Source organism: Serratia marcescens (assembly GCF_006715005.1).
Taxonomy (GTDB): Bacteria; Pseudomonadota; Gammaproteobacteria; order Enterobacterales; family Enterobacteriaceae; genus Serratia; species Serratia montpellierensis.
The window spans coordinates 4038898-4051386 of sequence record NZ_VFMJ01000001.1 but is presented as its reverse complement, the minus strand read 5'-3'; the positions used below and the strand labels follow the sequence as shown (position 1 = coordinate 4051386).

Annotated in this window: 15 protein-coding genes; 7 read left to right on the top strand and 8 right to left on the bottom strand. The window is 56.9% G+C overall.

Annotated features, from left to right (window positions below):
- Window positions 1-45: 45 nt before the first annotated feature.
- Complete coding sequence (gene fbp, locus FHU12_RS19705; RefSeq protein WP_004933587.1) at window positions 46-1050, bottom strand: class 1 fructose-bisphosphatase; 1005 nt, start codon at window positions 1048-1050, stop codon at window positions 46-48.
- A gap of 169 nt (window positions 1051-1219) precedes the next feature.
- Between fbp and mpl the strand changes: the two genes are divergently transcribed.
- Window positions 1220-2599 carry a UDP-N-acetylmuramate:L-alanyl-gamma-D-glutamyl-meso-diaminopimelate ligase gene (gene mpl, locus FHU12_RS19700; RefSeq protein ID WP_033636810.1) on the top strand — a complete coding sequence of 460 codons (1380 nt, stop codon included), beginning with the start codon at window positions 1220-1222 and terminating at the stop codon, window positions 2597-2599.
- 196 nt (window positions 2600-2795) lie between these two features.
- Here mpl and yhcN (FHU12_RS19695) read toward each other — a convergent pair whose 3' ends face one another.
- From yhcN (FHU12_RS19695) to argR, 3 genes are all read right to left on the bottom strand, one after another.
- Window positions 2796-3059, bottom strand: a complete 264-nt coding sequence (yhcN, locus tag FHU12_RS19695) for a peroxide/acid stress response protein YhcN (protein WP_025305042.1) — start codon at window positions 3057-3059, stop codon at window positions 2796-2798.
- Between the two features lie 120 nt (window positions 3060-3179).
- Window positions 3180-3443: a peroxide/acid stress response protein YhcN gene (yhcN, locus tag FHU12_RS19690; RefSeq protein ID WP_038879766.1), complete on the bottom strand. Its 264-nt coding sequence runs from the start codon at window positions 3441-3443 to the stop codon at window positions 3180-3182.
- A 403-nt stretch (window positions 3444-3846) separates the two neighbouring features.
- The gene (gene argR, locus FHU12_RS19685; protein WP_016929335.1) at window positions 3847-4317 is read right to left on the bottom strand and encodes a transcriptional regulator ArgR; all 471 of its coding nucleotides are present in this window, start codon (window positions 4315-4317) and stop codon (window positions 3847-3849) included.
- 464 nt (window positions 4318-4781) lie between these two features.
- On the opposite strand from argR, the gene mdh reads away from it, so the two are divergent.
- Entirely contained in the window at window positions 4782-5720 is a 939-nt protein-coding gene (gene mdh / locus FHU12_RS19680; protein WP_004933569.1) for a malate dehydrogenase, read from the top strand.
- Window positions 5721-5788: 68 nt separating this feature from the next.
- Here mdh and FHU12_RS19675 read toward each other — a convergent pair whose 3' ends face one another.
- Window positions 5789-6049 (bottom strand): helix-turn-helix domain-containing protein, encoded by a 261-nt coding sequence (locus FHU12_RS19675; RefSeq protein WP_141971315.1) that lies wholly within the window; start codon window positions 6047-6049, stop codon window positions 5789-5791.
- Window positions 6050-6229: 180 nt separating this feature from the next.
- On the opposite strand from FHU12_RS19675, the gene FHU12_RS19670 reads away from it, so the two are divergent.
- On the top strand, window positions 6230-6586 hold the full coding sequence (locus FHU12_RS19670) for a DNA-binding protein (protein ID WP_141971313.1): 357 nt from the start codon (window positions 6230-6232) through the stop codon (window positions 6584-6586).
- Between the two features lie 48 nt (window positions 6587-6634).
- Here FHU12_RS19670 and ispB read toward each other — a convergent pair whose 3' ends face one another.
- Window positions 6635-7606: an octaprenyl diphosphate synthase gene (gene ispB / locus FHU12_RS19665; RefSeq protein WP_141971311.1), complete on the bottom strand. Its 972-nt coding sequence runs from the start codon at window positions 7604-7606 to the stop codon at window positions 6635-6637.
- 270 nt (window positions 7607-7876) lie between these two features.
- Between ispB and rplU the strand changes: the two genes are divergently transcribed.
- The 4 genes from rplU (at window position 7877) to cgtA (ending at window position 10729) form a co-directional block, all read left to right on the top strand.
- A complete protein-coding gene (rplU, locus tag FHU12_RS19660; RefSeq protein WP_004933561.1) occupies window positions 7877-8188 on the top strand; it encodes a 50S ribosomal protein L21 in 312 nt (103 codons plus the stop codon).
- Window positions 8189-8205: 17 nt separating this feature from the next.
- Window positions 8206-8463: a 50S ribosomal protein L27 gene (rpmA, locus tag FHU12_RS19655; RefSeq protein ID WP_004933559.1), complete on the top strand. Its 258-nt coding sequence runs from the start codon at window positions 8206-8208 to the stop codon at window positions 8461-8463.
- A 105-nt stretch (window positions 8464-8568) separates the two neighbouring features.
- Window positions 8569-9540 carry a DMT family transporter gene (locus FHU12_RS19650; protein ID WP_141971309.1) on the top strand — a complete coding sequence of 324 codons (972 nt, stop codon included), beginning with the start codon at window positions 8569-8571 and terminating at the stop codon, window positions 9538-9540.
- Window positions 9541-9556: 16 nt separating this feature from the next.
- Window positions 9557-10729 carry an Obg family GTPase CgtA gene (gene cgtA / locus FHU12_RS19645; protein ID WP_025305047.1) on the top strand — a complete coding sequence of 391 codons (1173 nt, stop codon included), beginning with the start codon at window positions 9557-9559 and terminating at the stop codon, window positions 10727-10729.
- Window positions 10730-10765: 36 nt separating this feature from the next.
- Here the strand turns inward: cgtA and pmrB are convergent, their stop codons facing one another.
- Window positions 10766-11827, bottom strand: a complete 1062-nt coding sequence (gene pmrB / locus FHU12_RS19640) for a two-component system sensor histidine kinase PmrB (protein ID WP_141971306.1) — start codon at window positions 11825-11827, stop codon at window positions 10766-10768.
- Window positions 11824-12486, bottom strand: a complete 663-nt coding sequence (gene pmrA, locus FHU12_RS19635) for a two-component system response regulator PmrA (RefSeq protein ID WP_019453348.1) — start codon at window positions 12484-12486, stop codon at window positions 11824-11826. Before pmrA ends, pmrB begins: the two co-directional genes overlap by 4 nt.
- Between the last annotated feature and the right edge of the window lie 3 nt (window positions 12487-12489).

The following is a 12489-nucleotide window of genomic DNA, read 5'->3' as shown; positions in this document are numbered from 1 at the left end:
GGCGATAAGGGTTCGGCAAGGCGCCGAACCCTTGCAAAGAACGCGTTACTCGTCCGGGTTTTCGGCGATGAAGCGTTCTGCGTCTTCTACCATCGACTTGGTGCCGACGAAGAATGGCGCGCGCTGGTGCAGTTTCACCGGCGTGATGTCCAGAATGCGGTTTTTGCCGTCGCTGGCTTTACCGCCGGCCTGTTCGGCCAGGAACGCCATCGGGTTGCATTCGTACAGCAGGCGCAGCTTGCCTTGCGGGTGGCTGGCGGTGCTTGGGTAGATGTAGATGCCGCCTTTCAGCAGGTTGCGGTGGAAATCCGCCACCAGAGAACCGATGTAGCGCGAGGTATAAGGGCGCTGCGTCGCTTCATCCTGCTCCTGGCAGTACTTGATGTATTTCTTCACGCCGAGAGGGAACTTGATGTAGTTGCCTTCGTTGATGGAATACATGTTGCCGCTCGCCGGGAAGCGCACTTTCTCATGAGAGAGACAGAACACGCCCAGAGACGGATCGTAAGTGAAGGCGTGGACGCCGTAACCGGTGGTGTACACCAGCATGGTGGACGAACCGTAAACCACATAACCCGCTGCGACCTGGGCGCTGCCCGGCTGCAGGAAGTCTTCCTCGGTCACCGGCGTGCCGACCGGTGTGATGCGACGGTAGATAGAGAAAATCGTACCGACCGAGACGTTGACATCGATGTTGGACGAACCGTCCAACGGATCCATCAATACGACATACTTGGCATTTTCAGCTCGCTCGCCGTCGAATATCACGATTTCATCTTCTTCTTCGGAAGCGATACCCGCAACTTCACCACGCGCTTTCAACGCCGCTTTCAGTTTTTCGTTCGCGTACAGGTCCAGTTTCATCTGAACTTCGCCCTGTACGTTGGACACCCCGCTGGTTCCCAGAATATCAACCAGGCCGGCCTTGTTGATGTCGCGGTGGATGATTTTGGCGCCCAGTTTAATGGCAGAAAGTAACGCAGTCAGCTCGCCGGTGGCGTGCGAGAAGTCGTGCTGTTTCTCGACGATAAATTCGCCTAACGTTTTCATGACACAATCCCTGAATCTACGGATGGATAGCGGCCTGTTAACAAACCGCCAACGTTTTCGCGTGCAGTGTAGCCCAAAGATGCGCGCCATTCATAGGCAAATCCATTTCTTCTGGACGATTCTGAGCGTTAGAATATGCCGACATTCGATGCACTCACATGAGAAACCTATGCGCATTCACATTCTTGGGATCTGTGGCACCTTTATGGGCGGGTTAGCGATGCTGGCACGCTCATTGGGGCATGACGTCACCGGTTCGGACGCCAACGTCTATCCGCCGATGAGCACGCTGCTGGAGAACCAGGGGATCGATCTTATTCAGGGTTATGATCCAGCCCAGCTGGATCCGGCGCCGGATCTGGTGATCATCGGCAACGCCATGACGCGCGGCAACCCGTGCGTGGAGGCGGTGCTGGAGCGTGGCATCCCTTACGTTTCCGGCCCGCAGTGGCTGCACGACGCCGTGTTGCGCGATCGTTGGGTACTGGCGGTCGCCGGCACCCACGGCAAAACCACCACCGCCGGCATGGCGACCTGGATCCTCGAGGCCTGCGGTTACCAGCCCGGCTTCGTCATCGGCGGCGTGCCCGGTAACTTCGACGTATCGGCGCGCCTCGGCGGCAGCCCGTTCTTCGTGATCGAGGCCGACGAGTATGACTGCGCGTTCTTCGACAAGCGCTCCAAGTTCGTGCATTACAGCCCGCGCACGCTGATCATGAATAACCTGGAGTTCGACCACGCCGATATCTTCGACGATCTGAAAGCCATCCAGAAACAGTTCCACCACCTGGTGCGTCTGGTGCCGGGCAAAGGCAAGATCATCCTGCCGGACAACGACAGCCACCTGAAACAGGTGATGGCGATGGGCTGCTGGAGCGAGCAGGAGCTGGTGGGGGAAGAGGGCACCTGGCGCGCGCAGAAGCTGACGCCGGACGCCAGCCATTACGCGGTGTTCCTCGACGGCGAACAGGTCGGCGAAGTGAACTGGGCGCTGGTGGGCGAGCACAACATGCATAACGGCCTGATGGCCATCGCCGCTACCCGCCACGTCGGCGTTCAGCCGGCGGACGCCTGCCGCGCGTTGGGCGATTTCATCAACGCCCGCCGCCGCCTGGAACTGCGTGGCGAAGCCAACGGCGTCACGGTGTACGACGACTTCGCACACCACCCGACGGCGATCCTCGCCACCCTGGCCGCGCTGCGCGGCAAGGTCGGCGGCACGGCGCGTATTCTGGCGGTGCTGGAACCGCGCTCCAACACCATGAAAATGGGCATCAGCAAAAACGATCTGGCGCCTTCGCTCGGCCGTGCCGACGAAGTGTTCCTGTTCCAGCCGCACCACATTCCGTGGCAGGTGGCGGAAGTGGCGGATGCCTGCGTGCAGCCGGCGCACTGGAGCGCGGATCTCGACACGCTGGTGGACATGGTGGTGAAAACCGCACAGCCGGGCGATCACATTCTGGTGATGAGCAACGGCGGCTTCGGCGGCATTCACGATCGCCTGCTGGACGCGCTGGCGAAAAAGCAGGAACCGAAAGTCACCTACTGATCGTTAACCGCATTAGTCACATCAAGGGCCGCATTCGCGGCCTTTTTTATGGGCGTAAAAAAGCCCTCGCGAGCGAGGGCAACGGGGTTCGTCGGATAGGACGACGAGAGGGTCTCTGGGAAATCGGCGTTTGCGTCAGAACTCGGCAGTGGCAGTGACGAGGGTAATCAGCTCTGCAAAGCCGTTCCCAGAGTTGTTATTTGTAAATCTCGGCGGTGGCGTGGTAGTTGCCTTCATTACGCGCTTCGATCACGCGGTAGGCGGTTGCGCCTTTCGCGTCGGCTTTCTCAGACAACGCCTGGCGAATGTCGGTCGGCGCCCCGTCGATACCGCTGACGGTAATGGTACCGATAGATTGCAGGTTGGCGGTCTGATCGTTAGTCACTAACTGGGCGGCAGACGCGCCGAAGGAGATGACAGACAGCAAACCGAGTGCAGCAAGCGTAGTTTTCATGTTCATGATAGCGATCCTTGGTCATAACAGCCTGGAAGGGCTTGGCAGCGATTTTTATTCTTGAAGGCCGTTATGACAGCGTTTGATTCCAGAGAGGTATTGCCCGTTGCCGGGTAATGCCGTTACTTATTTGTAGATTTCAGCGGTCGCGTGGAAGTTGCCGTCATTGCGCGCTTCGATCACGCGGTAGGCGGTCGCCCCTTTGGCGTCAGCTTTGTCGGACAGCGCCTGACGAATGTCGGAAGGCGCAGCGGCGACGCCGCTTACGGTGATCACACCGGCCGGCTGCAGTTTTGCGGCTTGAGTTGCGTCAACAGATTGTGCTGCGAATGCACCAAATGAAAGCATGGACAGAACGCTCAGGGTTGCAACGGTAGTTTTAATTTTCATCATCTCACCTCATCGTATTCTTTTATCAGTTCCAACGAACTGTGATTCAGTTCACGAAAATGAGTATACAGCTAGTAACGCGAAAAATTAATAGTTCGCTAACAGTTGCTAGTGAAACTTTAACCTCATGATCCTTATTTTTTATAACCGTAAGGAATAAAAAACGCTCATAAAACGATCTTTTGATGTTAAATTTATGTGATTTCAATGAGGTAAGTGATTTTGACCAAAAGTGCGGAAGATCACAGTGGGTACTGCTGGTTACATGGAGATGTCATGGAAATGTGTTGTTGAGGAATAGAAAAGCAGTGTTAAACGCGCTTGAAGGTAGGAAAGGTAACGCGAGGGTTAAAGAAGCGCTAACAAAGTGCGGGCTACAGCCGCACTTTGTTAGCGCCAGGTTTCACAGCTCTTGCTCGAACACGCCCAGGATCGCTTCATGCAGTTTCTGAGCGGTAAAGCCGCTGGACGGGGTGACGAAAATCGTATCGTCGCCGGCAATCGTGCCGAGGATGCCCTGGGATTTACCCAATGAGTCGAGCAGGCGGGCGATCAGCTGTGCGGCGCCCGGGCTGGTGTGGATCACCACGACGGCGTCGTTATGGTCGACGTCCAGCACCAGATTCTTCAATGGGCTGGTGGTGGTCGGCACGCCGAGCTCGGCAGGAAGGCAATACACCATTTCCATTTTGGCATTGCGCGTACGCACCGCGCCGAACTTGGTCAGCATGCGCGATACTTTGGATTGGTTAATGTTTTCGAAGCCTTCTTCTTGCAGCGCCAAAACGATCTCGCCTTGAGAACTGAATTTTTCTTCTTTCAATAACGCTTTGAACGTCTTGATCAGATCTTCCTGTTTTGCGGGATTACGCATTTTGCACCGTGGAATGTTGATAGTGGAAGTCATGATTATGCATATAGATGAATTTTTATGCAACAAAGGCCGACCCAAAGAAAATAAACATGACCGGGCGGCGAGGAAAGGGCGGCATTTTAACAAAATCCGGCTGCGATGAATATGCCCTTTTGACGACGGAAAATCGGCCTGCGGTGGTAAATAAAATGTTATTAAAATGATGTTGTTCTGATGTTGCGTAAGGGTGTAATGTAACGGCCGGTTAACTTGCTCGTGAATAACCTCGCACTATTTTTGATTAGTGTGCGCTATGCCCTTCATGCGTAAGCGATTTAATCTAAAATGGGCGCGACAGCGGCCATTTCATTACACCTGCAGGCAAGAATTGGCTAATTTATTGTTTTGAAAGGTGTAAGGACTTAAGGTCCGTAACCAACACATTCACGGCGCTTTATATATTTAAGATAATAAAGGAGTATAGGATGAAAGTTGCAGTTCTCGGTGCTGCTGGCGGTATCGGCCAGGCCCTCGCCCTTCTACTCAAAACCCAGCTTCCTTCAGGTTCTGAACTCTCTCTCTACGACATTGCCCCTGTTACCCCAGGCGTTGCCGTCGACTTAAGCCACATCCCAACCGCAGTTAAAATCAAAGGCTTCAGCGGCGAAGACGCGACTCCGGCTCTGCACGGTGCGGACGTGGTGCTGATTTCCGCCGGTGTGGCCCGTAAGCCTGGCATGGATCGCTCTGACCTGTTCAACGTTAACGCCGGCATCGTGCGTAACCTGATTGAGCAAGTGGCGAAAACCTGCCCGAAAGCCTGCATCGGCATCATCACCAACCCGGTTAACACCACGGTCGCCATCGCGGCGGAAGTGCTGAAAAAAGCCGGCGTTTACGACAAGAACAAACTGTTCGGCGTGACTTCGCTGGATATCATCCGTTCCAACACCTTCGTGGCCGAGCTGAAAGGCAAGCAGCCGGAAGAGCTGAACGTGCCGGTTATCGGCGGCCACTCTGGCGTGACCATCCTGCCTCTGCTGTCGCAGATCCCGGGCGTGAGCTTCACCGATCAGGAAGTGGCGGATCTGACCAAACGCATTCAGAACGCCGGTACCGAAGTGGTGGAAGCCAAAGCCGGTGGCGGGTCTGCAACGCTGTCCATGGGCCAGGCGGCCGCACGTTTCGGTCTGTCTCTGGTGCGTGCACTGCAGGGCGAGAAAGGCGTAGTGGAATGCGCTTACGTTGAAGGCGACGGCAAATACGCTCGCTTCTTCGCACAGCCGCTGGTGCTGGGCAAGAACGGCGTTGAAGAGCGCAAAGATATCGGCACCCTGAGCGCCTTCGAGCAGAAAGCGCTGAACGAGATGCTGGACGTGCTGCACAAAGATATCGAACTGGGCGAGAAGTTCATCAATAACTGATCGTTGCCGATAGTCAGCCGATAAACGCCGCCGGACGCCTGTTCCGGCGGTTTTTTTTTGCCCCGCGTTCACGATTTGATGCGTGCCTTGCGATCCAGCAGGCAATCGCTGCGGGGATCGTAATAGCGGCTTGGCCATATCTCCGAAGGGTGGACGCCTATCGCTTCGGCGATCAGCCATTCCCCCTTTGGCCACGGGCGCGACAGTGCGTTGGCCAGCGTTGATGAGCTTAATCCGGCCTTGCGCGACACTGCTGCCAGCGTGGTGCCCTGTTTGCGTAGCGCCGCGATGATATCTGCCGGATGCCAATCTGGGTTCCTTGAATTCATGTTTACATTCCTTTTCTGATTAGCCAAAGTTGCGTTAGTGGTATAACTAACGGGTCAAGGTTAGGCGTTTGCACAACGTGAATCGCTTATTCGGAAACCAGAATACCACTAAATTTCTAAAAAAATACCCAAGTAATTTCCAAAAATGACTTTGCCCACTATTGCCCAGAGATGATGGCTATGAAAAACGAGTGGTTTGCCGCCAAGGAACTGACAGGCATCGCAGGATTACCTTCCTCACCACAGGGAATCAATCTGATGGCCCGGCGCGAAGGCTGGATCAGCCGCAGGCGTAAAGGCGTGCAGGGAAAAGCGTTGGAGTACCACATCGACAGCCTGCCTTCAGACGTGCGTAATCTGCTGGTGCTGAAGGAAGACGGGGCGGCATATGACGTTGAGCGTCAGGATCCGTTGGCGGTCTGGATCGAGTATTACTACCATTTGACGGAGAGCGAGCGCGAGAAAATGGTGGCTTTCCTGATGCGGGAAGGGATTGGCGGCCTGTTGGCGCGCATTGACGAAGAGAGCAATACCTAGGCAGGCCCGCGTGCGCGGGCCTGATGGTTTTTAAGAAAATTAACTTTCTTAAAAATCGCGTTGCACCGCCAGGTGGGCCAGGCCTTCCAGCGCCGTGCGATGCTCCGATACCGGCAAGACCCGCAGCGCGGCGATCGCCTTGTCGGCTTCTTCTTCAGCGCGTTTGCGGGTGTACTCCAGCGAACCGCATTGCTGCATCGCCTGCAGTACCGGCTCCAACAGATGACGACCGTTGCCTTGCTCAATCGCACTGCGGATCATGTCGCGCTGCGCGTCGTCGCCGTTGTGCATCGCGTGCAGCAGCGGCAGGGTCGGTTTCCCTTCGTTCAGATCGTCGCCGGTGTTTTTGCCCAGGGTGCTGCCGTCGGCGCTGTAGTCGAGCAGATCGTCGATCAGCTGGAAAGCGGTGCCGAGGTAGCGGCCATAGTCTTGCAACGCCTGCTCCTGTTCGGTGCTGGCACCGGACAGGATCGCCGACGATTGCGCCGCCGCTTCAAACAGACGGGCGGTTTTGCTGTAGATCACCCGCATATAGCTTTCTTCGCTGATGTCGGGATCGTGCACGTTCATCAACTGCAGCACTTCGCCTTCGGCGATGACGTTGACCGCCTCCGACATCAGCGCCAGCACGCGCAGGGATTCCAGACTGGTCATCATCTGGAAGGCGCGGGTATAGATAAAGTCGCCGACCAGTACGCTGGCGGCGTTGCCGAACGCCGCGTTGGCGGTGGCTTTGCCGCGGCGCATGTCCGATTCGTCGACGACGTCGTCATGCAACAGCGTGGCGGTATGAATGAATTCGATCAGGGCGGCAACGGTGACGTGCTTGTTGCCTTCATAGCCCAACGCCCGCGCCGCCAGGACGGCGATCATCGGCCGGATGCGCTTACCGCCACCGCTGATAATGTAATACCCAAGCTGATTGATGAGCGTGACATCGGAATTCAGCTGTTCGAGAATTGTTGCGTTCACGGCCGCCATATCTTGCGCGGTTAACTCGGTAATTTGATCTAGGTTCATTGTATTTTTTTCAGCTGTGTTTCTCTTCACCGCGTTGAGATCGCTGCTCACATCGGTACATGGCGGTAACTGTCCCTATGATTGTACTTGAAAAACGGTTCAGATAAACGCCACGAAAGAAACTGCGCTTTTTTTCTTCTTTTTTCTCCTTCTGGTCTTATTCTGCTCTTGTCATGCGCTGCTTTTTTGCGTAGAATTCGCGCCCTATTGTGAATATTTATAGCGCGCTCTGAACTAACACAGTCGGGCACGCGGAAAGCGGAGTTTTATATGTACGCGGTTTTCCAAAGTGGTGGTAAACAACACCGAGTAAGCGAAGGTCAGACCGTTCGCTTGGAAAAGCTGGACATCGCAACTGGTGAAGCGGTTGAGTTTGACCAGATTCTGATGATCGCTAATGGCGAAGATATCAAAATCGGCGTTCCTTTCGTCGATGGCGGCAAGATCAAAGCTGAAGTCGTTGCTCACGGTCGTGGCGAGAAAATTAAGATTGTTAAGTTTCGTCGTCGTAAGCACCACCGTAAGCAGCAGGGCCACCGTCAGTGGTTCACTGACGTTAAAATCACCGGCATCAGCGCTTAAGTTAGGAGAGCGGATTAATGGCACACAAAAAGGCTGGCGGCTCGACTCGTAACGGTCGCGATTCAGAAGCTAAACGTCTGGGCGTAAAACGCTTTGGCGGCGAAGCAGTACTGGCAGGCAGCATCATCGTTCGTCAGCGCGGCACCAAATTCCACGCTGGTACCAACGTGGGTTGCGGCAAAGACCACACTCTGTTTGCTTTGAAAGACGGTAAAGTCAAATTCGAAGTTAAAGGCCCGAGCAATCGTAAATTCATCAGCATCGAAGCTGAATAATTTTTCGAGCCTTACGAAATAGATGTAAGCCCCGCAATTCGTTGCGGGGCTTTTTACATTTATGGGTTGCCTGGGAACAGGCTCGTCAGCGTTGGCGATGGTGATATGGATACGAAGCAGCAGGTCGGCGTTGGCATTTCCCTGGCGTTAACCACGGCGGTTTGCTGGGGCGCGTTGCCGATCGCAATGAAAGAAGTGTTGACGGTGATGGAGCCGTTTACCGTCGTCTGGTATCGCTTTACCATGGCCGCCATCGGTTTGGGCGTGATCCTCGCGGTGCGCGGCAAGCTGCCGCCGCTGACGATGTTCCGCCAGCCGCGCTGGCTGCTGCTGTTGGCGATCGCGACGGCGGGGCTGTTGGGCAACTTTGTCTTCTTCAGCTCCTCGCTGCAATACCTGAGCCCGACGGCGTCGCAGGTGATTGGCCAGCTGTCGCCGGTGGGCATGATGTTCGCCAGCGTGCTGATTTTAAAAGAACGCATGCGCATCACCCAGGTTATTGGCGCCCTGATGCTGATTTGCGGGCTGATGCTGTTTTTCAACGTCAGTCTGATAGAGATCTTCACCCGGCTGACGGACTACACGCTGGGCGTCATGTTGGGCGTATGTGCGGCGATGGTCTGGGTGAGCTACGGCGTGGCGCAGAAGGTATTGCTGCGCCGACTGGCTTCGCCGCAGATCCTGGTTATGTTGTACACTTTATGTGCGATAGCGTTGTTCCCTCTGGCCAAACCTGAGGTGATTTTCCAGCTTAGCGGCTGGCAATTGGCATGCCTGCTGTTTTGCGGCGCCAACACGCTGATCGGCTACGGCGCGTTGGCCGAAGCGATGGCGCGCTGGCAGGCGGCGCAGGTGAGCGCGTTGGTGACGCTGACCCCGCTGTTTACCCTGCTGTTTTCAGATTTATTGGCGTTGGCCTGGCCCCAGGCATTCGCCGCACCGACGTTGAATATCGTCGGCTATGTTGGCGCGTTTGTGGTCGTGGCGGGCGCCATGTTTTCCGCAATTGGTCACCGGTGGTGGCCGCGACGGGCAGAACCCCCCCAGGTTGCTCCTTTGAAGCAGCCCGGTGAATGATTTACGGAGACGGTAAATGAAGTTTGTAGATGAAGCAGCGATTCTGGTCGTTGCAGGCGACGGCGGCAACGGATGCGTCAGCTTCCGCCGCGAAAAATATATCCCCAACGGTGGGCCTGACGGCGGCGACGGCGGCGACGGCGGCGACGTCTACCTGCTGGCGGACGAGAACCTCAACACCCTGATCGACTACCGTTTTGAGAAGTCTTTCCGCGCCGAGCGCGGCCAGAATGGCCAGAGCCGCGACTGTACCGGTAAACGCGGTAAAGACGTCATCATCAAGGTGCCGGTCGGCACGCGCGTGAAGGATCAGGGCACCGGCGAGATCCTCGGCGACATGACCCGCCACGAGCAGAAGCTGATGGTCGCCAAAGGCGGCTGGCACGGTCTGGGCAACACCCGTTTCAAATCTTCGGTCAACCGTGCACCGCGTCAGAAGACGCTGGGTACCGCCGGCGAAGCGCGCGACCTGTTGCTGGAACTGTTGCTGCTGGCCGATGTGGGCATGCTGGGCCTGCCGAACGCCGGCAAATCGACCTTCATCCGTGCGGTGTCCGCCGCCAAGCCGAAGGTGGCCGATTATCCGTTTACCACGCTGGTGCCGAGCCTGGGCGTGGTGCGCATGGACCACGAGCAGAGCTTTGTGGTCGCCGACATTCCTGGGCTGATCGAAGGCGCCTCCGAAGGCGCGGGCCTGGGCATTCGCTTCCTGAAACACCTGGAGCGTTGCCGCGTGCTGCTGCACCTGGTGGACATCGCGCCGATCGACGAAACCGATCCGGTGGAAAACGCCAAAGTGATCATCAACGAGTTGAACCAATACAGCGAAAATCTGGCTCAGAAGCCACGCTGGCTGGTGTTCAACAAAATTGATGTGATTGGTGAGGAAGAAGCCGCCGAACGCGCCAAAGCGATTGTGGAAGGCATGGGCTGGGAAGGGAAGTACTACATGATCTCCGCCGCCAACCGCGAAGGCGTCAACGCGCTGTGCTGGGACGTGATGAACTTCATCAACACTCAGCCGAAAGCGATGGCGATCGAAGAAAGCGCACCGGAAAAAGTCGAATTCATGTGGGATGACTACCACCGTGAGCAAATCGCGGAAGTGGAAGCCGAAGCGGAAGATGACTGGGATGACGACTGGGACGAAGACGACGACGAAGGCGTCGAAATCATTTACCAGAAGTAATTCGGTGATAAAGGGCTCAGCAATGCTGGGCCCTTGTTATTTGAGCGCCTTTTCCGGCAACCAGCACTGGGCGTTCAGGCCGCGCGCATCGCGGCGGTTTTCCAGCGTCAATCGCCCCTGGTGCAGCTGCGCGATGCGGATCACGATATTCAGGCCCAGTCCGCTGCCGCCGTAGCGTTGATCCATGCGGCGAAACGCCTGCGTCAGTTCCCCAACCATCTCTTCCTTGATCCCAGGGCCATCGTCGATGACCTGCAGCAGATAGCCGCTGTCTTGCGACGTTAACCGCACCTGTATCGCACCGCCTTCCGGGCCGTAACGGTGAGCGTTTTCGACCAGGTTGCGCAGCAGCAACCGCAGCAGCACCGGATCGCCGTTCACTGCGGCGACGGCCGGCAATTGCCAATCCAGCGTCTGTCCGCGTTGGGCGGTCATTTCGCCGAGTTCTTCCTGCAGCGGCTGAATCACATCGGCCACCCAATCGAAATGCTGGTAATGGCCGCTGGCGAAGTCTTGCCCGGCGCGCGACAGCATCAGCAACTGCTCGACGGTGTGCATTAGCTGATCGATGCGGGCGATCAGCGCCTGGCTGCCCTTGACGCCCTGCTTTTCCATCAGTTCCAGGTGCAGGCGGATGCCGGCCAGCGGCGTGCGCAGCTCATGGGCGGCGTCGGCGGTGAACAGGCGTTCCTGTTGAATGGTGTTATCCAGCCGTGAAAACAGCTGATTGAGTGCATTGGTGACCGCCACCATTTCCTGGCTGTCGCTGGTGATTGGCAGCGGCGTCAGGTTATCGGCAGAGCGTTTTTCCAGCCGTTGCTGCAATTGGTTGAGCGGGCGGATGATCCAGCTGATGGCCCAAAATGACGCCAGCAGCGTGACGATCATCATGATCAGCGAAGGCGCCAGCAGCGACGCGATGGCCTCGGCGATCTCGGTATCGACGCGTTCGGTACGCACTTTGGCGGACAGCGTTTCGTCCACCAGGAAGCTGATCTGCTCCTGGCTTTCGTGCCACAGCCAGAAGGCGCTGATGAGTTGCGTGACCAGCAGGATCAGCGCCAGCATCAGCAGCAGGCGGCGGCGCATGCTGATCATGACGAGGGTTCCAGGCGGTAGCCGATGCCGCGCACGGTGCGGATACGATCCTTGCCCAGTTTGCGGCGCAGGTTGTGGATGTGTACTTCCAGCGTGTTGGAACCCAAGTCGTCCTGCCAGGTGTAGAGATCCTGCTGCAGGAGTTCACGGTTTACCGTTTGCCCGGCACGCATGATAAGACGCGCCAGAATGGCAAACTCTTTCGGCGTGACCTCCACCGGCTGCTGCTGCAGGTAGACCTGCTGGCTCGAGAGGTTCAGCTGCAGGTCATCCACCTGCATCAGATTGTCGCTGTGGCCCTGGTAGCGCCGCAGAAGGGCGCGCACGCGCGCCTGCAGTTCGACCAACGCGAAGGGTTTGACCAGGTAGTCGTCGGCGCCGGCGTCCAATCCATCGACGCGATCTTCCAGGGCGTCGCGGGCAGTCAGGATCAGCACCGGCAGATCGATCTGCTGGCGGCGCCACTGCCGCAGCAGCGCGGCGCCGTCCATGTCCGGCAGACCGAGATCCAGGATCACCATGCTGTATTGACTGGTGATGAGCAGGCTGTTGGCCTCCGCCGCCGTGGCGGCGCAGTCGCAGACGTAACCTTCGCCGGTCAGCGCCAGCGCCAGCCCCTGTTGCAGCAGTTCATCATCCTCAACGACCAACAGCTTCATGAC